This window comes from Marinovum sp. (assembly GCF_034669705.1).
Taxonomy (GTDB): domain Bacteria; phylum Pseudomonadota; class Alphaproteobacteria; order Rhodobacterales; family Rhodobacteraceae; genus Marinovum.
Map to the genome: position 1 here is coordinate 38,069 of NZ_JAXMOR010000001.1, position 20,375 is coordinate 58,443.

At 66.3% G+C, this 20,375-nt stretch carries 21 protein-coding genes; 8 read left to right on the plus strand and 13 right to left on the minus strand.

Going from position 1 to position 20,375, the window contains the following annotated elements:
- Nucleotides 1-9: 9 nt before the first annotated feature.
- From VOI27_RS00170 to VOI27_RS00190, 5 genes are all read right to left on the minus strand, one after another.
- Nucleotides 10-651 (minus strand): glutathione S-transferase, encoded by a 642-nt coding sequence (locus VOI27_RS00170; protein ID WP_323763253.1) that lies wholly within the window; start codon nucleotides 649-651, stop codon nucleotides 10-12.
- 339 nt (nucleotides 652-990) lie between these two features.
- A complete protein-coding gene (locus VOI27_RS00175; RefSeq protein ID WP_323763254.1) occupies nucleotides 991-1,203 on the minus strand; it encodes a hypothetical protein in 213 nt (70 codons plus the stop codon).
- Between the two features lie 53 nt (nucleotides 1,204-1,256).
- Nucleotides 1,257-3,032 (minus strand): acyl-CoA dehydrogenase C-terminal domain-containing protein, encoded by a 1,776-nt coding sequence (locus tag VOI27_RS00180; RefSeq protein WP_323763255.1) that lies wholly within the window; start codon nucleotides 3,030-3,032, stop codon nucleotides 1,257-1,259.
- Between the two features lie 33 nt (nucleotides 3,033-3,065).
- Nucleotides 3,066-3,467 (minus strand): MerR family DNA-binding transcriptional regulator, encoded by a 402-nt coding sequence (locus VOI27_RS00185; RefSeq protein ID WP_323763256.1) that lies wholly within the window; start codon nucleotides 3,465-3,467, stop codon nucleotides 3,066-3,068.
- A gap of 172 nt (nucleotides 3,468-3,639) precedes the next feature.
- Nucleotides 3,640-4,026, minus strand: a complete 387-nt coding sequence (locus tag VOI27_RS00190) for a MerR family DNA-binding transcriptional regulator (protein ID WP_323763257.1) — start codon at nucleotides 4,024-4,026, stop codon at nucleotides 3,640-3,642.
- A 191-nt stretch (nucleotides 4,027-4,217) separates the two neighbouring features.
- Here VOI27_RS00190 and VOI27_RS00195 point away from each other — a divergent pair, with 191 nt between their 5' ends.
- From VOI27_RS00195 to VOI27_RS00205, 3 genes are read left to right on the plus strand one after another with little or no spacing between them, the layout of a single operon-like run.
- Nucleotides 4,218-4,640, plus strand: a complete 423-nt coding sequence (locus VOI27_RS00195) for a PaaI family thioesterase (RefSeq protein ID WP_323763258.1) — start codon at nucleotides 4,218-4,220, stop codon at nucleotides 4,638-4,640.
- Nucleotides 4,641-4,696: 56 nt separating this feature from the next.
- Nucleotides 4,697-5,203 (plus strand): PaaI family thioesterase, encoded by a 507-nt coding sequence (locus VOI27_RS00200; protein WP_323763259.1) that lies wholly within the window; start codon nucleotides 4,697-4,699, stop codon nucleotides 5,201-5,203.
- Nucleotides 5,204-5,252: 49 nt separating this feature from the next.
- Nucleotides 5,253-6,539 (plus strand): MATE family efflux transporter, encoded by a 1,287-nt coding sequence (locus tag VOI27_RS00205; protein ID WP_323763489.1) that lies wholly within the window; start codon nucleotides 5,253-5,255, stop codon nucleotides 6,537-6,539.
- Here the strand turns inward: VOI27_RS00205 and VOI27_RS00210 are convergent.
- The 4 genes from VOI27_RS00210 to VOI27_RS00225 form a co-directional block, all read right to left on the minus strand.
- Entirely contained in the window at nucleotides 6,463-7,653 is a 1,191-nt protein-coding gene (locus tag VOI27_RS00210) for a glycosyltransferase (protein WP_323763260.1), read from the minus strand. The two genes, VOI27_RS00205 and VOI27_RS00210, sit on opposite strands and share 77 nt — an antisense overlap.
- Before the next feature lie 68 nt (nucleotides 7,654-7,721).
- Nucleotides 7,722-8,711, minus strand: coding sequence for a TIGR01620 family protein (locus VOI27_RS00215; protein ID WP_323763261.1), 990 nt, complete (start codon nucleotides 8,709-8,711; stop codon nucleotides 7,722-7,724).
- Entirely contained in the window at nucleotides 8,708-9,154 is a 447-nt protein-coding gene (locus VOI27_RS00220; protein WP_323763262.1) for a GNAT family N-acetyltransferase, read from the minus strand. The genes VOI27_RS00215 and VOI27_RS00220 overlap by 4 nt, the downstream gene beginning before the upstream one ends.
- Complete coding sequence (locus VOI27_RS00225; protein ID WP_323763263.1) at nucleotides 9,151-10,566, minus strand: YcjX family protein; 1,416 nt, start codon at nucleotides 10,564-10,566, stop codon at nucleotides 9,151-9,153. Before VOI27_RS00225 ends, VOI27_RS00220 begins: the two co-directional genes overlap by 4 nt.
- Nucleotides 10,567-10,674: 108 nt before the next feature.
- Between VOI27_RS00225 and truA the strand changes: the two genes are divergently transcribed.
- The 3 genes from truA (at nucleotide 10,675) to argF (ending at nucleotide 13,817) form a co-directional block, all read left to right on the plus strand.
- Nucleotides 10,675-11,445 carry a tRNA pseudouridine(38-40) synthase TruA gene (truA, locus tag VOI27_RS00230; protein WP_323763264.1) on the plus strand — a complete coding sequence of 257 codons (771 nt, stop codon included), beginning with the start codon at nucleotides 10,675-10,677 and terminating at the stop codon, nucleotides 11,443-11,445.
- Between the two features lie 193 nt (nucleotides 11,446-11,638).
- Nucleotides 11,639-12,814 carry an aspartate aminotransferase family protein gene (locus VOI27_RS00235; RefSeq protein WP_323763265.1) on the plus strand — a complete coding sequence of 392 codons (1,176 nt, stop codon included), beginning with the start codon at nucleotides 11,639-11,641 and terminating at the stop codon, nucleotides 12,812-12,814.
- 76 nt (nucleotides 12,815-12,890) lie between these two features.
- Nucleotides 12,891-13,817 (plus strand): ornithine carbamoyltransferase, encoded by a 927-nt coding sequence (gene argF / locus VOI27_RS00240; protein WP_323763266.1) that lies wholly within the window; start codon nucleotides 12,891-12,893, stop codon nucleotides 13,815-13,817.
- Between the two features lie 115 nt (nucleotides 13,818-13,932).
- Here argF and VOI27_RS00245 read toward each other — a convergent pair whose 3' ends face one another.
- Nucleotides 13,933-14,844 carry a pirin family protein gene (locus tag VOI27_RS00245; protein WP_323763267.1) on the minus strand — a complete coding sequence of 304 codons (912 nt, stop codon included), beginning with the start codon at nucleotides 14,842-14,844 and terminating at the stop codon, nucleotides 13,933-13,935.
- 172 nt (nucleotides 14,845-15,016) lie between these two features.
- On the opposite strand from VOI27_RS00245, the gene VOI27_RS00250 reads away from it, so the two are divergent.
- The gene (locus tag VOI27_RS00250; protein WP_323763269.1) at nucleotides 15,017-15,496 is read left to right on the plus strand and encodes a hypothetical protein; all 480 of its coding nucleotides are present in this window, start codon (nucleotides 15,017-15,019) and stop codon (nucleotides 15,494-15,496) included.
- Nucleotides 15,497-15,574: 78 nt separating this feature from the next.
- On the opposite strand, the gene VOI27_RS00255 is transcribed toward VOI27_RS00250, so the two are convergent.
- From VOI27_RS00255 to VOI27_RS00265, 3 genes are read right to left on the minus strand one after another with little or no spacing between them, the layout of a single operon-like run.
- The gene (locus VOI27_RS00255; RefSeq protein ID WP_323763270.1) at nucleotides 15,575-16,144 is read right to left on the minus strand and encodes a hypothetical protein; all 570 of its coding nucleotides are present in this window, start codon (nucleotides 16,142-16,144) and stop codon (nucleotides 15,575-15,577) included.
- Nucleotides 16,145-16,150: 6 nt separating this feature from the next.
- Entirely contained in the window at nucleotides 16,151-16,690 is a 540-nt protein-coding gene (locus VOI27_RS00260) for a pilus assembly protein (protein ID WP_323763271.1), read from the minus strand.
- Nucleotides 16,687-18,420: a pilus assembly protein TadG-related protein gene (locus tag VOI27_RS00265; protein ID WP_323763272.1), complete on the minus strand. Its 1,734-nt coding sequence runs from the start codon at nucleotides 18,418-18,420 to the stop codon at nucleotides 16,687-16,689. The genes VOI27_RS00260 and VOI27_RS00265 overlap by 4 nt, the downstream gene beginning before the upstream one ends.
- Before the next feature lie 424 nt (nucleotides 18,421-18,844).
- Here VOI27_RS00265 and VOI27_RS00270 point away from each other — a divergent pair, with 424 nt between their 5' ends.
- The gene (locus VOI27_RS00270; RefSeq protein ID WP_323763273.1) at nucleotides 18,845-20,275 is read left to right on the plus strand and encodes a Glu/Leu/Phe/Val dehydrogenase; all 1,431 of its coding nucleotides are present in this window, start codon (nucleotides 18,845-18,847) and stop codon (nucleotides 20,273-20,275) included.
- Nucleotides 20,276-20,375: the final 100 nt, after the last annotated feature.

The following is a 20,375-nucleotide window of genomic DNA, read 5'->3' on the forward strand; positions in this document are numbered from 1 at the left end:
TCGTCCTCCTCAGGTGGCCCGGTCGGCGGGCGAGCCGGGCATCAGGTCGTAGGGGTGTCTCCACCCCGGTGTTTCGGAAAGCCGCGTCAGCCAGGCGTCGATATGCGGCCAGTCGGCCCGGTCGAAGCCGAAGGGCTCGGGGTAGAAGAGATAGCCGCAGCAGCTCAGATCGGCGTTGGTGATCCCGTCACCGACGATCCAGTCGCGGCCCTCGAGATGGGCGTTCAGCACGGTATAGGCGGCGTTGAGCCGGCCCTGCATGAAGCCGATCACCTCGGCCGGGCGCTTGTCTTCAGGCAGGAAGTTCATCAGGAAGCGGAGCGGGCCGTTCTGGCCCGAGAGCTTGTGGTTGTCCCAGAGCACCCAGCGCAACACCTCGCGCTTCTCTTCGGGGGTGGCGCCGCCGAACTTGCCGGCCTTTTCGGTGACATAGCTCTGGATCACGCCGGACTGGGTGAGGCGCGTGTCGCCGTCGATCAGCACCGGCACCTCGCCCATCGGGTTGATGGTCTCGCGGTATTCCGGCGTGCGCGCCGCGCCGTTGAAGAAATCGACGTAGACCGGCGCCCAGTCGAGGCCGGAGAGTTCCAGCGCAAGTGCCGCCTTGTAGGCATTGCCGGATTCGCCGAAGCAGTAGAGTTGCATGGTCATGTCTGTCAGTCCTGATCTGTTCGCTTGTGGCCGATGTCGGAGCGGGGGTTTTGCACCCCCGCACCCCCGCAGAGTTTACCTGGCAAGATGAAGATTGAAGCCTGTTCTTAACCGTCGCTTTACCTTCCCTGGTCCATCCTCAGGCTGCGCCGCAGGCTGGAGAGCTGAGCGGCGTGCAAGGTGAAGCCCCGTCTCCCGCTGCGGCCCCGGTCGCCCCGGGCGACGGGGTGGAGCTTGTGGCGCCACGCTCCTGCTTCATCTTGCCCGGTAAACTCCCGCCGGAGGCTCCCGCAGCCAGCGCCGGGCGCCTCGGTCCGCGGCGTTTCGCGGCAGGCGGCCTCATCGTTTCCGCGCATCGAGTTCCGAGTTGAAGATCCGCAGCCGGTGGGTCAGCGCCTCGTCATCGGTGATGCTGTCGAAATGCTCGAACACGAAGGACAGCGCCTCGCCCTCATCGAGCCCGGCGGCATCGGCAAATCGGCGCAGGCGGCGATAGCCGTCCTCGGTCATCGCCGCGTTGAAGCGCCGGGTAAGGCGGAAGCGTTTGGGCATCGGTCGGACCTCGCAGGTTGAGCGTAGGGTGGGGGTTTCCCCCCACCGTATTTTCAGAACCGATCCGCGGCCAGCCCCATCACCGGCTCGGCGCCGCTTTCGATTCGCGCCAGATGCGTCCGCGTCATCGGCAGTTGCCGCGCCATGTAGTAGCGCCCGGTCGCAAGCTTGGTCTCGTGGAAGTCGCGGTCGGTGGTGCCACCGGCCAGCGCCGCCTGCGAGGCCTTGGCCATCCGCGCCCACATCAGCCCGAGGCAGACATGGCCGAAGAGATGCAGGAAGTCATGGCTGCCAGCGAGGGCGGCATTGGGGTTCTTCATGCCCTGCTGCATGAAGAACATCCCCGCCGCCTGCAGGTCCTTCGACGCCGCCTTCAGCGGGTCGACGAAGTCCTTCAGGCCCGCGTCCTCGGCGTTCTCCTTGCAGAAGCTCTTGACCAGCTCGAAGAAGCCCATGACGTGCTTGCCACCGTCCAGCGCCAGTTTGCGGCCGACCAGATCGAGCGCCTGAACGCCATTGGCGCCCTCGTAGATCATCGCGATGCGGGCGTCGCGGGCAAACTGCGACATGCCCCATTCCTCGATGTAGCCATGGCCGCCATAGACCTGCTGCGCCGCCACCGCGTTCTCGAAACCCTTGTCGGTGAGGAAGCCCTTGATCACCGGCGTCAAGAGCGAGATCAGCCCCTCGGCCTGCGGATCCTTGTTGCGATGCGCCCGGTCGATCAGGTTGGCGCCCCAGAGGCCGAAGGCGCGCGCGCCTTCGACAAAGCTCTTCTGGTCCAGCAGCGTGCGGCGGATGTCGGGGTGCACGATCAGCGGATCGGCCGGCCCGTCGGGGTTTTCCGCCCCGGTTACCGCGCGGCCCTGCAGCCGGTCACGGGCATAGGCCAGCGCATTGTCATAGGCCACCGCAGCCTGTCCCAGCCCCTGCAGCCCGACGGCGATGCGCGCCTCGTTCATCATGGTGAACATCGCCCGCATGCCCTTGTGCTCGGTGCCGAGCAGCCAGCCTTTCGCGCCGTCGTAGTTCATCACGCAGGTCGAGTTGCCGTGGATGCCCATCTTCTCCTCGATCTTGCCGACCGAGACCGCGTTGCGCTCACCGAGGCTGCCGTCGGCGTTGACCAGGAACTTCGGCACGATGAAGAGCGAGACGCCCTTGATCCCCTCCGGCCCGCCGGGGATCTTGGCCAGGACCAGGTGAATGACGTTGTCGGAGAGGTCATGATCGCCGGCCGAGATGAAAATCTTCTGACCGGTGATGGCGTAGGAGCCGTCGTCCGAGGGCTCTGCCTTGGTGCGCATCAACCCGAGGTCGGTGCCGCAATGCGGCTCGGTCAGGTTCATCGTCCCGGTCCAGTCGCAGGTGACCATCTTGGGCAGGTACATCGCCTTCTGATCGTCGGTGCCATGGGCATGGATCGCCGAATAGGCGCCATGGGTCAGGCCGGGGTACATCTGGAACGCCATGTTGGAGGCGGTCAGCATCTCACCCACCGCGGTTTGCACCAGATAGGGCAGGCCCTGTCCGCCATAGTCGGGATCGCAGTCCAGCGCCGTCCAGCCGCCATCGCGCAGCTGGTCGAAGGCCGCCTTGAAGCCCGTGGGCGTCCCCACCACGCCGTTCTCCAGGGTGCAGCCCTCGGTATCGCCCACCGCGTTGAGCGGCGCGAGCACGTCGCGGGCGATCTTGCCGGCCTCTTCCAGCACCGCGGACGTGAAATCCGCGTCCAGCTCGTCATAGCCGGGCACATCCTGCGACGGCGCGTCGAGCACCTCGTGCAGGATGAATTGCAGATCCTTGGTGGGCGGTGTGTAGATGGGCATCTGGGGGTCTCCCTGGGGGGTGTTACATGACCGCTATTCTGCGGCCTTCTTGTGGGCGGACATCGAGGCGATCATTTTCTCGCCCCATTTCAGCTGGTCCTTGAGGTCCTTGATATTGGCATCCATCTCGGCGCGTTGGCGCTCCATGTCGGCCAGCCGCTTGCTGGCAAGATCGTAGGTCTGGCGCAGCTGGGTCTGCTGCTGGTCGCCGATATCGTAGAGGTCGAGAAGCTGGCGGATTTCCTCGAGCGAGAAGCCGAAGCGCTTGCCGCGCAGGATGAGCTTGAGACGAGCCCGGTCGCGGCGGGAAAACAGACGCTTCTGGCCATCGCGCGCAGGGAACAGAAGTTCCTTGGCTTCATAGAAGCGCAGCGTTCTCGGAGTGACGTCGAATTCATCGCACATCTCGCGGATCGTCATGGTTTGTTCGTTCATGGGTACACCTGTTGATCATTGCTGACCTGGGTGCAGTTGCAGTTCGCACCCTCTGCCTACAATGGGAAATTTGGGTGACGTAACTCAAACGCTACGTCAGTTTGAAGATGACGTAAGATCACTGCGCGTCACCCTGGGTCAACGCAACTTTCTAATCGCTTTGAAAGTTCCGTCAGGCCTGGTTTTCGTCCTTGGCCAGGATGTCTTTCGTCTCCTGGCACAGGGCACCGAGCTCGCGCATGGCGGCCTCGAGCTGCTCTTTCTGCTCGCTGAGCGCCACCATCTGCCGGTCGGCCATGTCGAGGAAAACCTGCATCTGCGCCCGGGTGCCTTCGTGGTCATAGATCATCAGCCATTGGCGCAATTCCTCGAGCGAGAAACCGAAACGCCGGCCGCGCATGACCAGTTCCATCCGCGCGATCTCGCGCGGGCCGTAAAACCGTGACCGGCCTTCGCGCTCTGGCGAAAGCAGTTCGATATACTCGTAGTACCGCAAGGTCCGTGGTGTGACATCGAACTTCGCACACATCTCCTTGAAGCCGAGCCGTGTTTCGCTCATGCCGCATTCCCCCGGTTGCTTTGCTGTTCTGCCGCCTCCCGAAACACCGCCCCCCAAGGCGGATGCCGCTCCGGACCGCGGGCGATCTGGCGCAAGATTAGGCACAAAGCAGATCGGGTGCAATGACCGCGGGCCGCTTGCAACCGGCGCGCGGTGAGGTGCATAAACCGGCGACAGACAGGGGAAGACTGATGGCGACCGACAAGACATCCTTTGCCCGGCAGTTCATGGGCCAGATCCCGCATTCGCGCGAACTTGGCATGGAGATCACCGACATGGGCGACGGCAAGGCCGAGATCACCATGGGATATGACAGCCGTTTCGTTGGCGATCCCAAGACCGGGGTGATCCATGGCGGCGCGGTCTCGGCGCTGATGGACACCTGCTGCGGCACCGCGGTGATGAGCCATCCGCAGGTGGGCGGCGCCACCGCCACGATCGACCTCAGGATCGACTACATGCGCGCCGCGACACCGGGCCAGACGATCACCGCGCGGGCCGAGTGCTATCACGTCACCCGCTCGGTGGCCTTTGTTCGTGCCACCACCTTCGACGAGGATTTCGACCGGCCGGTGGCCACTGCCACCGGCACCTTTACCGTCGAGACCGGCTGAGCGCCCCCCCGCGCTGCCCCAGCCCCCCGCAATGCCCTGATCCAGAGGCCATCCCCATGCCCCAGAACCGCCGCGAACCCCTGCAACAGGTCAAGCACCGCCGCGACGCCGCCCTGCGCGCCCTCGCCGGGGGCATTCCCTATGCGCAATACCTCGGCATCACCTTCGACCGCCGCGGCGACGAGCTGACCGCGCTGCTGGCCTATGACGACAAGCTGATCGGCAACCCGATGCTGCCGGCGCTGCATGGCGGGGTGACGGCGGCCTTTCTCGAGGTGACGGCGATTGTCGGGCTGTCGTGGTCGTTCATCTGGGAAGACATGGAGAGCGGGGCGCTCTCGCCCGACCAGATGGAGGCCGGCGCGCTGCCGCGCCTGCCCAAGACGATCGATTTCACCGTCGACTACCTGCGCTCCGGCCTGCCGCGCGACAGCTATGCCCGCGCGAGGGTGACCCGCTCGGGGCGGCGCTATGCCAGCGTCCACGCCGAGGCCTGGCAGGACAACCGCGCCAAGCCTCACGCCCAGGCGACCGGGCATTTCCTGATGCCGTCGCGTGACTGAGCGGCTGCCGCTGACCCACCGACGGGTGCTGGCAATCTCGCTGCCGATCATGCTGGCGGCGATGACCACGCCGTTGATCGGGGTGGTCGACACCGGCGTGGTGGGCCAGATCCCCGAGGCCGAACCGATCGCCGCCGTTGGCGTCGGTGCGATCATCCTCTCGGCGGTCTACTGGATCTTCGGCTTCCTGCGGATGGGCACCACCGGTCTGACCGCGCAGGCCGCGGGGCAGGGCAACCACGCCGAGGTGGCCGCCCTGCTGACCCGATCGCTGATGATCGGGCTGGCCGGCGGGGTGATGTTCATCCTGTTGCAGCCGCTGCTCTACCCGGCCGCCTTTGCCGTCTCGCCGGCCTCGCCGGAGGTCGAGGGCATGGCCCGCGACTACATGCAGATCCGCATCTGGTCGGCACCGGCCGCCATCGCCATCTACGGCATCTCGGGCTGGCTGATCGCGCAAGAACGCACGCGGGCGCTGCTGGGTCTGCAGCTGTGGATGAACGGTGCCAACATGGCGCTCGACGTGGTCTTCGTGCTGGGCTTCGGCTGGGGCGTCAGCGGCGTGGCGCTGGCCAGTTTCCTGGCTGAATGGAGCGGGCTGGCGATGGGGCTCTGGATGTGCCGCGCGGCCTTTCGCCATCCGTCGTGGCGCGACTGGTCCCGGGTCTTTGACCGGGTGCGGCTCAAGCGGATGGCGGCGGTCAATGCCGACATCATGATCCGTTCGGCGCTGTTGCAGGCGGTCTTCGTCAGCTTCCTGCTGTTCGGCGGCCGGTTCGGCGATGCCACGCTGGCCGCCAACCAGGTGCTGCTGCAATTCCTCTACGTGACCGGCTATGCGCTCGACGGGTTCGCCTTTGCCGCCGAGGCGCTGGTGGGCCAGGCCTTTGGTGCCGGCGTGGTCGACCGGGTGCGGCGCGCGGCGCTGCTGACCACGCTCTGGGCGACGATCACCGCGGCGGTGCTGTCGCTGGTGTTCTGGCTGGCGGGGCCGGCGCTGATCGACCTGCTGACCAAGGCGCCAGAGGTGCGGGGGCTGGCGCGCGAGTTCCTGCCTTGGATGATTGCCGCGCCGGTGATGCAGATCGGTCTGACCATGCTCGACGGCATCTTCATCGGCGCCACCCGCTCGGCCGACATGCGCAACATGATGGTGCTGGCGGTGGGCTGCTACCTGGCGGCGGTCTGGCTGCTGACGCCGGTGCTGGCCAACCACGGGCTCTGGCTGGCGCTGCACGTCTCCTTCGCCGCCCGCGGCCTCAGCCTGCTGGCGCGCTACCCGGCGCTCGAGCGGGCGGCGCATGCGGCGGCGCGGATGACACGGTCTGCCGGATGACCCGCTCGAGCTTTTCGAGCAGCGCCTGATTGTCAAAGCGCGTCTCGGCCACCTGACGCGCCGCGGCGGCCATGACGGCGCGGCCTTCGGTGGCCATGGCGCTGCGGATCGCTGCGGCAAAGCCGGTCTCGTCATGTTCGTCGACCAGCCAGCCGGTGCGGCCCTCGTCGACCGCCTCTGGGATGCCGGCATGGCGGGTCGAGACGGTGAGGCAGCCGCAGGCCATCGCCTCCTGGATCGCGGTCGGCAGCCCCTCGGTGTTGCCGTTGGCCGCGGTGATCGAGTGCTGCAGGAAGAATTCGGTGGTCGCCAGTTTCTCGCGCACCATCTCATGTGGCTGCGCCCCGTGGAAGGTGACCTTGGCCTCGGCCGCCGCATCGGCGACGAGCGCCCGTGCGGGCGCGAGGAGCGGGCCGTCGCCGATGACATCGAGATGCGCGTCCGCCATTCCCTCGGTCGCGCTCAGAAAGGCCCTGAGCGTCACCAGCGGCGCCTTCTTCTCGACCATACGGCCGACGGCGAGACAGGAGCGCGGACGTTTCTCGCCCGGTTGAAACAGCCGCACATTCACGCCGGACGGGATCACATGCGCATTCGGATGGGTCACGCCGCGCGTTGCCAGGTTGTCGAGCAGGAATTGCGAGACCGAGAACACCCCGGCCAGCCGCGGCATCATCTTGGCGTAGGCTGCGGGGATATTGCCCTGGTTCAGCGCCTTCGAGGCATCGGTGCCGCGGAAGTAGGAAAAGCAGGGGATCCCCATCTCGTTGGCCAGCGGTGCCATGGCCAGCGCCTGGGTGCCGAACTCGGCGAGGATCACCTCGATGCGGTGCTCTGAGAGGAACGCTTTCAACTTGGCCTTGGCGCGCCCGAAGGGCAGCCGCCCGGTGCCGTGGCGCAGCCGGTTGGCGCCGACCGCAAAGGGCATCAGGAGCCTGTCGCCCAACCCGGTGTCGCGGCCCCGACGGTTGAACCACGCCACGTCATAGGGGTTCGCACCGTGGTAACGGCCGCAGACCACTGCCGCGGCGCCGCCGAAGATGTGCTGGATATGGCGGTTGATGAAGGTCTCGCCGGGCAGGTGATATTCACCGGTCACGATGCAGGTACGCATGGGGGCGGGGCCTTTCCTTGGTTCGGGCCCGTGCCTAGCAGCGCACCCGTTTTGCCGCAAGCACGGGCTCAGCGGTCAGACCGGAACACCCCGGTCAGCGCGCTTTGCACGATGCCGCGCACCGAGGGCGGCTTGCGCAGGAAGGGCACCGGCCGGCAGACGTCCATCGCCGCCACGCCGACCCGCGCGGTGAGCGCACCGTTGACCATGCCCTCGCCGAAGCGGCGCGAGACCTTGCCGAGGAGCGATCCGCCGAGGATCGGCTCGAGCATGTCGTCGCCCACCGCCACCGCGCCGGTGGCCACGATATGCGCCATCACCGCCTTGGTCAGCCGCCAGCTGCCCAGCGTGCCCGAGCGGCCGCCGTAGATCTCGGCGATGCGGCGGATCATCCGCAGGTTGGCGGTCAGCGCCGCCACCACGTCGGCCAGCGCCAGCGGCACCACCGCGGTCACCGTCGCCACCTGCCGCGCCGCCGCCTCGACCTCGCGCCGGGCGGCGGCATCGAGCGGCGCCAGCAGGTCGAGCTCGACCTCGCCCAGCATGGCATCAGCGTCAAAGGCATCCTCCATCCCCTCGCGCAGCTTGTCGCGGCCCCAGCGGGTGTCCTCGCGCCCAGCATAGAACGTCAGCAGCTCGGCGGCCACCGCGCGGGCCGCCTTGAGATCGCGGTTGGCCAGCGCCGCGTCGGCCTTGAGCCGCAACTTGTCGATCCGCCGCAACCGGCCAAAGGCCGCGACCTCCTTGAGCGCAATCAGCCCCATCACCAGCAGCAGCGCGCCGATCAGCGCCGTCACCGCGTAGCCCAAGAGCGGCTGTCGTGCGATCAGCGCCGTGGCAAAATCCCAGGCCGCGACCGAGACAGCAGCACCGATCACCGCGCCCAGAAGCCCCCAGAACCAGCGCGCCAGCCGCGACGGCCGCCGCGCCGCCAGCACCGCGGCGGTCTGCATCGCCTGGCCCTTGGGGGTCGGCGCGCCCAGCTCCGGCACCGGCGGCGCCTCGGCGGGCGAGGGGGTGTCGTCCTCAAGCTCGATCAGGACCGGGCCCTTGCTCATGGTTTGGCCTCCCAGCCATACCGCACGTCCGGCAGCTTCTCCTGGTTGGTCGCGCCGTCGGTCCGCTTGAGCTCGGTAAAGCCTTCGCGTTCATAGAATTTCTGCGCCCCGGTGTTGAGCTGGAAGGTCCAGAGCTCGAGCCGTTTGACCGCCGCCTTGGCGTCCTCGAGCAGCGCCACGCCCACCCCATGGCCGCGCTCGGGGGCGGCGACGTAAAGCGCATCGATCTCCTCGCCGTCGCGGGCGATGAAACCGAGGATGCGGCCATCCTCGCCCTCGGCCACCCGCACCCAGCCGCGGTCGATCAGCTTGCCGCAATGGGCCACGTCCTGCGCGCCGGTGTGCAGGTGTGGCTTCCATGGTGGGGCGCCATTGGCCTCGGTCATGATCGCGGCGATCTTGCCGGCATCGGTGGAACGGGCGTCTCTGATGGTCAGTGTCACAGCTTGTCTCCGATCAGGAATTGCGCCGCCCGGTCAAGCCGGATGTGCGGCGGGCCATCGCCCGGTTTCAACGTCAGCGGCGCCGGCGCAAAGCGCATCGCCTGAAATTCGCCGTCAAGCCAGCGCGCCGCCCCCTCGCGGGCGGGGCCGAGCAGGGCCCCCGGATCCTCTGGCAACTCGCCGGGATAGAACGCCGCCTGTCGACCGGTGTCGAGCAGTGCGCCGCGCACGCAGTCAAGGCTGCGGCCCTTGTGATCGACGGTCTGCTCGGTGGTCGCCCGCAACGCCGCGATCGACATGGCGGCGGTCTCGGCCCCGGCAAAGCGCGCCCGGTCGCGCGCCTCGCGGGTCAGCGCCTCCATGATCGCGGTCAGCCGCGGGTGCTGGACGTGGTGCAGGTGGTCGGCCTTGGTGGCGGCAAAGAGGATCTTCTCGACCCGCTTGCCCCTCAGCAGCCGGGTCAGGAAATCGTTGCGCCCGGGGCGGAAGGCCGAGAGGATGTCAGCCATCGCGTGGCGCATGTCCTCGACCGCCTGCGGCCCCTTGTGGATTGCGCCAAGCGCATCGACCAGCACCACCTGACGGTCGATCCGGGCGAAATGATCGCGAAAGAACGGCTTCACCACCTCGCGTTTGTAGGCATCGAAGCGCCGCTCCATCTCGCGCCAGAGCGCCCGGCGCGGGGTGTCCTCGGGCTTGGCCAGCGGCGCGAAGGTCAGCACCGGCGCGCCGGCGAGGTCCCCCGGCAACAGGAAACGCCCCGGCGTGCAATCGTAGTATCCCGCGTCGCGCGCTGCGTTGAGATAGGCGGTGAAGCGCGCCGCCAGCGCCTTGGCCACAGGTTCCTCGGCCGGTTGCGCCGCGTCGGTCCGGGCGGACAGCACAAGGAAATCAGCCGCTTCCGACCGCCCCTTGATCCTCTGGATCACCTCTTCGGACCACTCTGCATAGGACTTGTCCAGCAGCGCCAGGTCGAGCAGCCATTCGCCGGGATAATCGACAATGTCGAGATGGATCACCCGCGGCCCCTGAAAGCCCGAGAGCAGCCCGCCCGGCTGCACCTTGAGTGACAGCCGCAGCTCGCTCACCGCGCGGGTGCTGTCGGGCCAATGCGGGCTGCGCGAGGTCAGGTCGCCCAGATGCGCCTCGTAGTCGAACCGCGGCACGGTGTTGTCGGGCTGCGGCTGCAGATAGGCGGTGAGCAACCGGCCTTCGGCCGCCGCCACCAGCCCCGGCATCCGGCCCCGGTCCATCAGGTTGGCTACCAGCGACGTGATGAACACCGTCTTGCCGGCCCGCGCCAGCCCGGTGACGCCGAGCCGGATCACCGGTTCGAAGAACGTGCCGCTGACCGTATCGGTCACCGCCTCGACGCTGCGCAACACACCATCGGCCAAGGAATTGATGACCAAACCTGTCCCCTCGTTCTGACTGTCCCAGAGGATAGGCCCGCCGGCGCCGCTTATCCAGTGGCGCGAAGGGGATTGTTTTGCCGCGATCCGCGCGCTAGACGCGCGGCCATGCCCAGATACGCGCTGAAAGTGGAATATGACGGCACCGGGTTCGCCGGGTGGCAGCGACAGGCCGACCAGCCTTCGGTGCAGGGCGCGATCGAGGCTGCTCTGGCGCGTCTGGAGCCGCGCGCGCATACCATCGCCGCCGCCGGCCGCACCGATGCCGGGGTGCATGCCCGCGGTCAGGTGGCGCAGTGCGACATGGTCAAGGACTGGGATCCGTTCCGCCTGTCGGAGGCGCTGAACCACCACCTCAAGCCCGCCCGGGTGGCAATCCGCGACTGCGCGCGGGTCGACGACGACTGGCACGCGCGCTTCTCGGCGCTGGAACGGCGCTACCTGTTCCGCCTGCTGTCGCGCCGCGCGCCCTCAACCATGGAGGCCGGGCAGGTCTGGCGGGTCAACAACCCGCTCGATCTCGAGGCGATGCGCGCCGGCGCGGCGCATCTGGTGGGTCACCATGATTTCACCACCTTCCGCTCGTCGATCTGCCAGGCGGCCTCGCCGGTCAAGACTCTCGACAGCCTCGAGATCACCTGCGTCGAGACCGACGCCGGCCCCGAGTACCGGTTTCGCCTCGCCGCGCGCTCCTTCCTGCACAACCAGGTGCGCAGCTTCGTCGGCACGCTCGAAAGGGTGGGGGCCGGCGCCTGGCACCCCGACCAGGTCAGGACCGCGCTCGAAGCAAAGAGTCGCGCCGCCTGCGGCCCGGTCTGTCCGCCGCAGGGGCTCTACCTGATGGGCGTGGGCTATCCGGACGATCCCTTTGCACGATAGCCTCTTGCGCGGGTCGCGCATCGGCCCTAGACAACGACGCATGACACAGGCCCCCTGGATCCGACGAGACATCTGATCTCACCTGTCCCGTGCCCCCGGCGCGCGGCTCCGGCCTGCCTGTTTCTTTCCATCAAAACCTTGACTTGACCGCGTGCCCTTGGCACCAATCGGCCTTCTTGCAAAGGATGACGCCATGATCCCTCCTGTCCTGCCAACCTACAACCGGGCAAAGCTGCACTTCACCAAGGGCGAAGGCAGCTGGCTGACCGAAGCGGACGGGCGCCGATTTCTCGATCTGGGCAGCGGCATCGCCGTCAACGTGATGGGCCATGCGCATCCGGCGCTGGTCAAGGCGCTGAGCGAACAGGCGCAGGCGCTCTGGCATGTGTCGAACCTCTACGAGATCCCGCAGCAGGAGGCACTGGCCGAAAAACTGGTGGCCGCCACCTTCGCCGACACCGTGTTCTTCACCAATTCCGGCACCGAATGCGCCGAGCTGGCGATCAAGATGGCGCGCAGGTACCACCACGCCAAGGGCCAGCCGGAAAAGACCGGATTCCTCACCTTCGAGGGCTGCTTCCACGGCCGCTCCACCGCCGCCATCGCCGCCTCGGGCAGCGAGAAGATGACGTCAGGCTTCGGTCCGCTGATGCCCGGCTTCACCCATCTGCCCTGGAATGACCTCGAGGCCGTGAAGGCGGCGATCACCGAGTCCACCGGCGCCGTGCTGATCGAGCCGATCCAGGGCGAGGGCGGCATCCGCCCGGCCGCGGACGCCTTCCTGCAAGGGTTGCGCGCGCTCTGTGACGCGCACGGGCTGCTCCTGATCTTCGACGAGGTGCAATGCGGCATGGGCCGCACCGGCCGGCTCTTTGCCCATGAATGGGCCGGCGTCACGCCCGATATCATGATGGTCGCCAAGGGCATCGGCGGCGGCTTCCCGCTGGGCGCGGTGCTGGCCACCGAGGCGGCCGCAAGCCCGATGACCGCCGGCAGCCATGGCTCGACCTATGGCGGCAACCCGCTGGCCTGCGCGGTGGGCTGCGCGGTGATGGATCACGTCGGCACGCCGGCCTTCCTCGACGGCGTCAACCGCAAGGCCGGGCTGCTGCGGCAAAAGCTCGAGGGGCTGGTGGCCGACCACCCGAAGGTCTTCGAAGGCGTGCGCGGCCAGGGCCTGATGCTCGGACTGAAATGCCGCATGGCCCCCGGTGACCTGGTTGCCGCCGGCTACGCGGCGCAGGTCATCACCGTGCCGGCCGCCGACAACGTGGTGCGCCTGCTGCCGCCGCTGACCCTCACCGAAGACGACATCGCCGAAGCCGCCCTCCGCCTCGACAGGGCTGCCGCCACGCTTGACGCGACCTGATCTTCTTCTGTTCAAAAATACCCTCGGGGGTGTGGGGGCTGGCCCCCACTCCTGCCGCCAGACAAAGCGAACCGCCATGAACCATTTCCTCGACATCCACAAGACCGACGCCACCGACCTGCGGGCGATCATCGACAACGCCCAGGCGATGAAATCCGCCCGCCAGGGCCGCCCGCGCGGCACGCCGGACGATGACCAGCCGCTGGCCGGGCAGATGGTGGCGCTGATCTTCGAGAAACCCTCGACCCGCACCCGGGTGAGCTTTGACGTCGGCGTGCGCCAGATGGGCGGGCAGACCATGGTGCTCTCCGGGCAGGACATGCAGCTGGGCCACGGCGAGACCATCGCCGACACCGCAAGGGTGCTGTCGCGCTATGTCGATCTGATCATGATCCGCACCTTCGATGAGAGCGTGCTGATCGAGATGGCGGACTATGCCGATGTGCCGGTGATCAACGGGCTCACCGACCGCACCCACCCCTGCCAGATCATGGCCGACATCCAGACCTACGAGGAACACCGAGGCCCGATCCGCGGCAAGCGGGTGGTCTGGGCAGGCGACGGCAACAACGTCTGCGCCTCCTTCCTGCATGCCGCCGGGCAGTTCGGGTTCGACATGGTGTTCACCGGCCCGTCGCAGCTCGATCCCGAGCCGGAGTTCATCGGCCATGCCCGCAAGCAGGGCGTCAGCGTCACCATCGAGCGGGACCCGGTGGCGGCGGTCACCGACGCCGATCTGGTGGTGACCGACACCTGGGTCTCGATGCATGACAGCCAGTCCTCGCGAGAGCGGCGCCACAACATGCTGCGGCCTTATCAGGTGAACGCGGCGCTGATGGCGCACGCCCGGCCGGATGCGCTCTTCATGCATTGCCTGCCGGCGCACCGCGAGGAAGAAGCAACATCGGAGATCATGGACGGCAAGCATTCGGTGGTCTTCGACGAGGCGGAAAACCGGCTGCACGCGCAAAAGGCGATCATGCGCTGGTGTCTCGGCGTCTGAGCCGAGCGCTCTTCCGCCCCTGCGGGCGTCATCGCGAAGAGGGGCCGCAAGGGCCCGAGGAGCGGTGCGCCAGCCCCTGGAGAAAAGGGCGCCCTGCGAGGGGCGCCCTGTCACGTCAATGGGCCGGTCTGATGAAAGTGTCATTCCGCAGCTCGGCAAAGGCCTGTTGCAGCTCTTCGCGGGTGTTCATCACGATTGGCCCGTGCCACGCTACCGGCTCGTTGATCGGCGCGCCGGAGATCAGCAGGAAGCGGATCCCCTCTGGCCCGGCCTGCACCGTCACCTCGTCACCGGTGCCAAAGCGGATCAGGGTGCGATTGCCCGACATGTCACGGATGTTGACCTCCTGGCCCGCCACCTCCTTCTCGAGCAATACGCCCTGAGGCCCCGAGGCATCGGCGAAGGCGCCGGCCCCCTCGAAGACATAGGCAAAGGCGCGCCGGTAGGTGTCGATCCGGAAGGTCTTCTTGCGCCCCGCTGGTACGAAGACGTCGAGGTACTGCGGATCGGCGGCGATGCCGTCGACCGGTCCGCGCTTGCCCCAGAAGGCGCCGGTGATCACCTTCACCCGAGTGCCATCGTCATCGACGACCTCCGGAATATCCGGCGCATGGATGTCCTGATAGCGCGGCGCGGTCATCTTCAATGACGACGGCAGGTTGGCCCAGAGCTGAAACCCGTGCATCTGGCCCAGCGCATTGCCCTTGGGCATCTCCTGATGCAGGATCCCCGAGCCGGCGGTCATCCATTGCACCGAGCCGGCCCCAAGCGTGCCGGAATTGCCCAGGCTGTCGGCATGCTCGACCGCGCCGCCGAGAACGTAGGTAATGGTCTCGATGCCGCGGTGCGGGTGCCAGGGAAAGCCGGCGCTGTAATCGCCCGGCGTCTCGCCGCGGAAATCGTCGAACAGCAGGAACGGGTCGAGCTCGCTCGGGTCCTGAAAGCCGAAGGCACGGTGCAGCTTGACGCCGGCGCCCTCCATCGTGGGCTGGGCGCGGCGGGTCTCCAATGTGGGTCGTAAGGACATGAGATGTCTCCTTTTGCCTCTTGCGTCAGAGATAGGTCGTGCACCTGCGCGCTGCAATCCGGGGTCCCGAAGGGAGATTGTGCATCAAAGCACAGGGCGCGCGGCCGGCCATGGCCTCTCGCGCCCGGTCCGAAACCGCGCTATGAGGCGGCAAAGCGGAGGGAAACGGATCATGGCAGAGCTTGTGGCGGAACTGGCGGCCTCGCCGGTGCGGCGGTATTTCGGGGTCGCGACGATGACCGGGCTGGGGGTGCTGCTGCTTTGGCTGGCGCTGACCCAGAACTTCGACCAGATGGGCTGGAAGCTGGCGCTGATCGCGATGGCGGTGGCCGCTCTCTGGGCGGCGATGCGGATGCTGCAGGCCACCGCCCTGAGGCTCGAGCTGCGCGAGGACGGGCTTTACGATTCCGAGGATCACCTGCTGGCGGCCTATGACGATATCGTCACCGTCGAACGCGGCATGCTGGCGATGAAACCCTCGAACGGGTTCATGATCGTCACCCGCAGCAAAAAGCCGCGGCGCTGGCGGCCCGGGCTTTACTGGGTGATGGGCCGGCGGATCGGCGTCGGCGGGGTGACGGCGGCGGCGGATGCGAAATACCTGGCCGACCTGATGAACATGCAACTGGTCGAGCGCCGCGGCGGGCTCTGAGCGCAACAGGACAGGCCGGACATCGCTGCCCGGCCTGCTGTTGCCCACATCTCGTTCGCAGTCATGCCTGTTGGGGGGTTAGCTTCCCTGCCAGACGAGTTGTGGCGCAAATCTGGGGCGGGTAAAGACCCGCGCGGTGAGCACGCCGTCATCGAAGCCGAGGTTGAGCGGCCATTCGTAATCGATGAAGGTCTCGACCACGATCAGCTGTTCGCCGCTCACCATGTTGGGCAGCTGGTCATGCTGGGTGGCGACCTCGGCTTCGGTCATTGGCGTTGCATGGCCACCGCGCACTTCGCTCCATTCGACGTTGTAGCTCTGGGTCGCCCCGTCAAAGGACACCACGCTGACGCGGATGCCGGTGAGCTCGTCCTCGCTTTCGGAGAGAAAGCCGAACAGCGAGATGGCGCTGTCGACATAGTCCGGCGTGATGTAGTCGGTCTCGCGCGAGAGCATGTCGCCCAGCGTATAGGCGGCCTTTTCACCCAGGCTGTCGCGGCGGAAGGCGTCATAGAAGATCATCGTCACCGCCATGGTCAGGATCAGCAACGGCATGAAGATGATGGCCTCGACATTGACGCTGCCGCGGGTCTCGGTGCGGAACTGTCGCAATTGCGAGGCGGTTTTTTCAAAAGTTTTAACGATCATGACGGATTACCTCGGTTCCTGGACAAAGGATGTGGACGCGACCAGCGCATAGTCCCCGGCGGTGTCTCGGTCGATCGCGCCGGCCAGAAAGGTGGTGGGGAAGATCGGGGTGATCTTGGCGCAGGCGCGCAGCACCATCAGCTGGTTGGTCAGACCGTTGGTGAACTGGCGCACCGGGGCGACCTCAAGGGCGTTGTCGGTGCAATCCGGTGCGCCCGGCAGGTCGAGCCAGCTGCGCGGATCGCGCTGCACCATTTCCAGCCGCAGGTTGGCGTTGCAGTTGGGCAGGATCACGGCGCGCTCGCAGATCATCTCCTTGATCGCATCATGCTGCGGCGCCGCGCCGGTCTCGAGCCGGATCGTCCGGACGGTCTGGTCGACCGCACGCTCCAGCATCACCGAGCGGGCGGTATAGGCGCCGACCTCGAGCATGGTCAGCAGCAGGATCACGATCATCGGCATCCACAGGGCGAAGGCCACGGTCTCGACCGAGCCCGCCTCTTCGCGGGCAAACCGGCGCAGGTGAAGTGTCAGGCGATGGGTCATTGTGTCAGCCTCAGTTGGGTGATGGTCCGGGCGATGGAGTTGAAGGCGTCGGAGATCTCGACCCCGTCGACGTCGAAGTAATGCGACGGCGAGGAGGCGCAGTTTTCCATCGCATCAAGCCCGCGCTGAGGCGCCTCGAAGCCGATCGCGAAGACCACGACGCCGGAGTTCTTGGCCTCGTCGCAGATCGCCTCGAGCCGGTCATCGGCGTGGTCGGCATCGACGATGCCCTCATACGCGTAATAATTGCCGACATAGGTGCCATAACCCAGCTGGCCGTCACGGTAGGGCGTGCGGAAGAACTTGGTGGCGCGGCCGCGGGTGCCCCAGCGGGCAAAGGTTTCGGCATTGCTCATCCGGCGGACGCTCTCGTCGTCGTCATCGTTGTCGCCGTCATCGCCATCATCGCCGTCGTCATCATCGTCGCCGTCGTCATCGTCATCATCATCGTCCCAGTCGTCATCAGCGCCGTCGGGCCGGTTGCGATATCTTTGCCAGAACGAGCCACTCGAGTAGCGGGTCCAGTAATAGACGTCGCCCAAGGTTCCAGGCAGATCGACGATGCGGATCGAGAACCGGTCGTTCGACGGGTTGTTGTCGCCGCGGTCGTCGATGTAGATGTCGGACATGCCGGTCTGGAACTGGGGCCTGAGGTCGTACTCGGTGGTGTTGGCCCCGTCGGTCATCAGCACGATGATCTTGAGCGCATCGGGATCGGTATAGGAGGTCGGGCGGCCGGCGACGATCGGGTCGGCATTGCCGTCGGAGATCATGTCGGTGACCAGCGACTGCGTGCTCGGATCGAGCAGGGCGGTGCCCCATTTCATGCCGAGGTCGATCGCGGTGTTGCCATTGGCGCCGAGGTCGTCGATGGCGTCTTTGAGCGCATCGGCATCGGCGCTGTGCACCACGATGGAGCCATAGTCGTCATCCGGGCACCAGGGATCGGAGATCTCGGTGGTGTTTTCGCTCGTGCCCGAGAGGTCGAAGTGGCTCAGACGGTCGAGCTCGGCCGTGCGCGAGATACCCAGCGTCTCGAAGGCGCTGTCGGGGAAGACCGCACAGCTGGAATAGGTGTGCTCGGCCGACAGGTTGAAATACTGCGACACCACCGAGCCCAGGTTGACGGTCGCGTTGTAGCTGACCAGGTTGACGGTGGTCAGGCTGGGCGCGCCCTCGGGCTGGATCACGGTATCGACAAATTCGCGGGCGGCGGCGCGCAGGTTCTGGATCTTGTTGTTCGACCCCATCGAGCCGGAGCGGTCGAGCACCAGCGAGATCTCGACGTTGGACATCCGCTCCATCGCCTCGCCGGCGGCGGGGGCGACCATGCGGTCGATGCCCAGCACGCCGAGAAACAGCGGATCGCTTTCCTGATGCGCCGTGGCCGAGACCACGCGGTAGTTGAGGCCGTCATCCACGGTGGTGGTGCTGAGCGTGTCGCCCTGGCCGGATTTGACGAAGTAATCCGCTACCACCGCGGCGGGATCGAGATTCTGTTCGAGGTCGGCGGCGGCCAGCACGGCGCGATCGAGCGTCGCCTGCAGCTTGGCGCGCTTCATCTCGTTCATCATCAGGTCGACGCCGAAACCGCAGATCGCGATGATGCCGACAAAAATGATCAAGGCAAGAACTGTGATCGTGCCGGCGTCATCGCGCCGAAACCGATCAAGCTGACGGGCCGCTCTTTCCCCAACGGAAAGCAGCGGACCTCTGGTGTCCTTATACATCTCTCAAATCCTCACTCACTGAAGCCCCGGACATCCAAGCCAACGCCATAACGGCGATGGGTGCGGCTGTGCCCGGGACAGACCTCGCGCGGCATCATCTATGCCTGACGATGTCGGCCAAATTAAGGCAAGCGCCTGTAAAACAAGGGGTTTTTGTGTCTGAAGGCGGCCCAGTGCCGAGTGGTTGACGGCATTGTCCGGCCGCTCGAAACAATTTGAGCGAAATGAGGTTGAGATTGCGAAGTTAAGGATTTCCCGGAGCATGCCTCGCCCGGTGACCCGGTGCAACCCCCGGCATCCAATAAAAAAACTCTCGGAGAATGGGCGGAAATAACGCTCGCACGGGTTAACCTTAGCGTCATAGGCTTCATGCCAAAAGCAAGACCAAGGGGCGACTCGTCTGCCCGATCCAATGGAGGAACCAATGCAGCCAGCCAATGAACCGACATTTCGCGAAAGCGTCGACCTGATGTTCAACCGCGCGGTCTCTCTGATGGACCTGCCGCCGGGGCTGGAGGAAAAGATCCGCGTCTGCAACGCCACCTACACCGTGCGTTTCGGGGTGCGGCTGCGCGGCCGCATCCAGACCTTCGTCGGCTACCGGTCGAACCATTCCGAGCACATGGAGCCGGTGAAGGGCGGCATCCGCTATTCCAACGCCGTCAACCAGGATGAGGTCGAGGCGCTGGCGGCGCTGATGACCTACAAGTGCGCCCTGGTCGAGGCGCCGTTCGGCGGCTCCAAGGGCGGGCTTTGCATCGATCCGCGGCAATATGACGAGCATGAGCTCGAGCTGATCACCCGCCGCTTTGCCTATGAGCTGGCCAAGCGCGACCTGATCAACCCCTCGCAGAACGTGCCGGCGCCCGACATGGGCACCTCCGAGCGCGAGATGGCCTGGATTGCCGATCAGTATGCCCGGATGAACACCACCGACATCAACGCCCGTGCCTGCGTCACCGGCAAGCCGCTCAACGCCGGCGGTATCGCCGGCCGGATCGAGGCGACCGGCCGCGGCGTGCAATTCGCCCTGCGCGAGTTCTTTCGCGACCGGACCGGCGTCGACAAGGCCGGGCTCTTCGGCACGCTCGACGGCAAGCGGGTGATCGTTCAGGGCCTTGGCAACGTCGGCTATCACGCCGCCAAGTTCCTGTCGGAAGAGGATGGCTGCAAGGTGATCGCGATCATCGAACACGACGGCGCGCTCTACAGCGATGACGGGCTCGACATCGAACATGTGCGCGAGTGGATCGTGAAACACGGCGGGGTGACCGGCTATCCCGACGCGGCCTGCCATGCCGAAGGCGCGGCGGTGCTGGAGGAGGAGTGCGATATCCTGATCCCCGCCGCGCTTGAGGGCGTGATCAACATGTCGAACGCCGAGCGGATCAAGGCGCCGCTGATCATCGAGGCCGCGAACGGCCCGGTGACGGCCGGGGCCGACGATATCCTGCGCAAGAAGGGCACGGTCATCATCCCAGACATGTATGCCAACGCCGGCGGTGTCACCGTGTCTTACTTCGAATGGGTCAAGAACCTCAGCCACATCCGCTTTGGCCGGATGCAGCGCCGCCAGGAAGAGGCGCGTCACGAGCTGATCGTCAAGGAGCTTGAGCGGCTGTCGGATCACCTTGGCGACAAGTGGTCGATGACGCCGCATTTCAAGGACAAGTACCTCAAGGGCGCCGACGAGCTCGAGCTGGTGCGCTCGGGGCTCGATGACACCATGCGCATCGCCTACCAATCGATGCGCGATGTCTGGCACGAGCGCGACGACGTCGACGATCTGCGCACCGCCGCCTACCTGGTGGCAATCAACAAGGTGGCCGCAAGCTACCGCGCCAAGGGTCTCTGAGCCCCGGCCGGGGCGTCGCCGCGGGCCTGTCCCGCGGCGAAATACGGCGGACTAACGGACCGGCTAACGGTTGGATTGCGCTGGCCTTGCAGGTTGGTCA

Coding starts and splice junctions, on each gene's coding strand:
- VOI27_RS00215 (WP_323763261.1), bottom strand. CDS start 8,711: ATGAGCAAGGGCCCGGTCCTGATCGAGCTTGAGGACGACACCCCCTCG.
- VOI27_RS00270 (WP_323763273.1), top strand. CDS start 18,845: ATGCAGCCAGCCAATGAACCGACATTTCGCGAAAGCGTCGACCTGATG.
- VOI27_RS00200 (WP_323763259.1), top strand. CDS start 4,697: ATGCCCCAGAACCGCCGCGAACCCCTGCAACAGGTCAAGCACCGCCGC.
- VOI27_RS00185 (WP_323763256.1), bottom strand. CDS start 3,467: ATGAACGAACAAACCATGACGATCCGCGAGATGTGCGATGAATTCGAC.
- VOI27_RS00250 (WP_323763269.1), top strand. CDS start 15,017: ATGGCAGAGCTTGTGGCGGAACTGGCGGCCTCGCCGGTGCGGCGGTAT.
- VOI27_RS00245 (WP_323763267.1), bottom strand. CDS start 14,844: ATGTCCTTACGACCCACATTGGAGACCCGCCGCGCCCAGCCCACGATG.
- VOI27_RS00195 (WP_323763258.1), top strand. CDS start 4,218: ATGGCGACCGACAAGACATCCTTTGCCCGGCAGTTCATGGGCCAGATC.
- VOI27_RS00175 (WP_323763254.1), bottom strand. CDS start 1,203: ATGCCCAAACGCTTCCGCCTTACCCGGCGCTTCAACGCGGCGATGACC.
- VOI27_RS00205 (WP_323763489.1), top strand. CDS start 5,253: ATGCTGGCGGCGATGACCACGCCGTTGATCGGGGTGGTCGACACCGGC.
- truA (WP_323763264.1), top strand. CDS start 10,675: ATGCCCAGATACGCGCTGAAAGTGGAATATGACGGCACCGGGTTCGCC.
- VOI27_RS00210 (WP_323763260.1), bottom strand. CDS start 7,653: ATGCGTACCTGCATCGTGACCGGTGAATATCACCTGCCCGGCGAGACC.
- argF (WP_323763266.1), top strand. CDS start 12,891: ATGAACCATTTCCTCGACATCCACAAGACCGACGCCACCGACCTGCGG.
- VOI27_RS00170 (WP_323763253.1), bottom strand. CDS start 651: ATGACCATGCAACTCTACTGCTTCGGCGAATCCGGCAATGCCTACAAG.
- VOI27_RS00235 (WP_323763265.1), top strand. CDS start 11,639: ATGATCCCTCCTGTCCTGCCAACCTACAACCGGGCAAAGCTGCACTTC.
- VOI27_RS00255 (WP_323763270.1), bottom strand. CDS start 16,144: ATGATCGTTAAAACTTTTGAAAAAACCGCCTCGCAATTGCGACAGTTC.
- VOI27_RS00260 (WP_323763271.1), bottom strand. CDS start 16,690: ATGACCCATCGCCTGACACTTCACCTGCGCCGGTTTGCCCGCGAAGAG.
- VOI27_RS00265 (WP_323763272.1), bottom strand. CDS start 18,420: ATGTATAAGGACACCAGAGGTCCGCTGCTTTCCGTTGGGGAAAGAGCG.
- VOI27_RS00190 (WP_323763257.1), bottom strand. CDS start 4,026: ATGAGCGAAACACGGCTCGGCTTCAAGGAGATGTGTGCGAAGTTCGAT.
- VOI27_RS00180 (WP_323763255.1), bottom strand. CDS start 3,032: ATGCCCATCTACACACCGCCCACCAAGGATCTGCAATTCATCCTGCAC.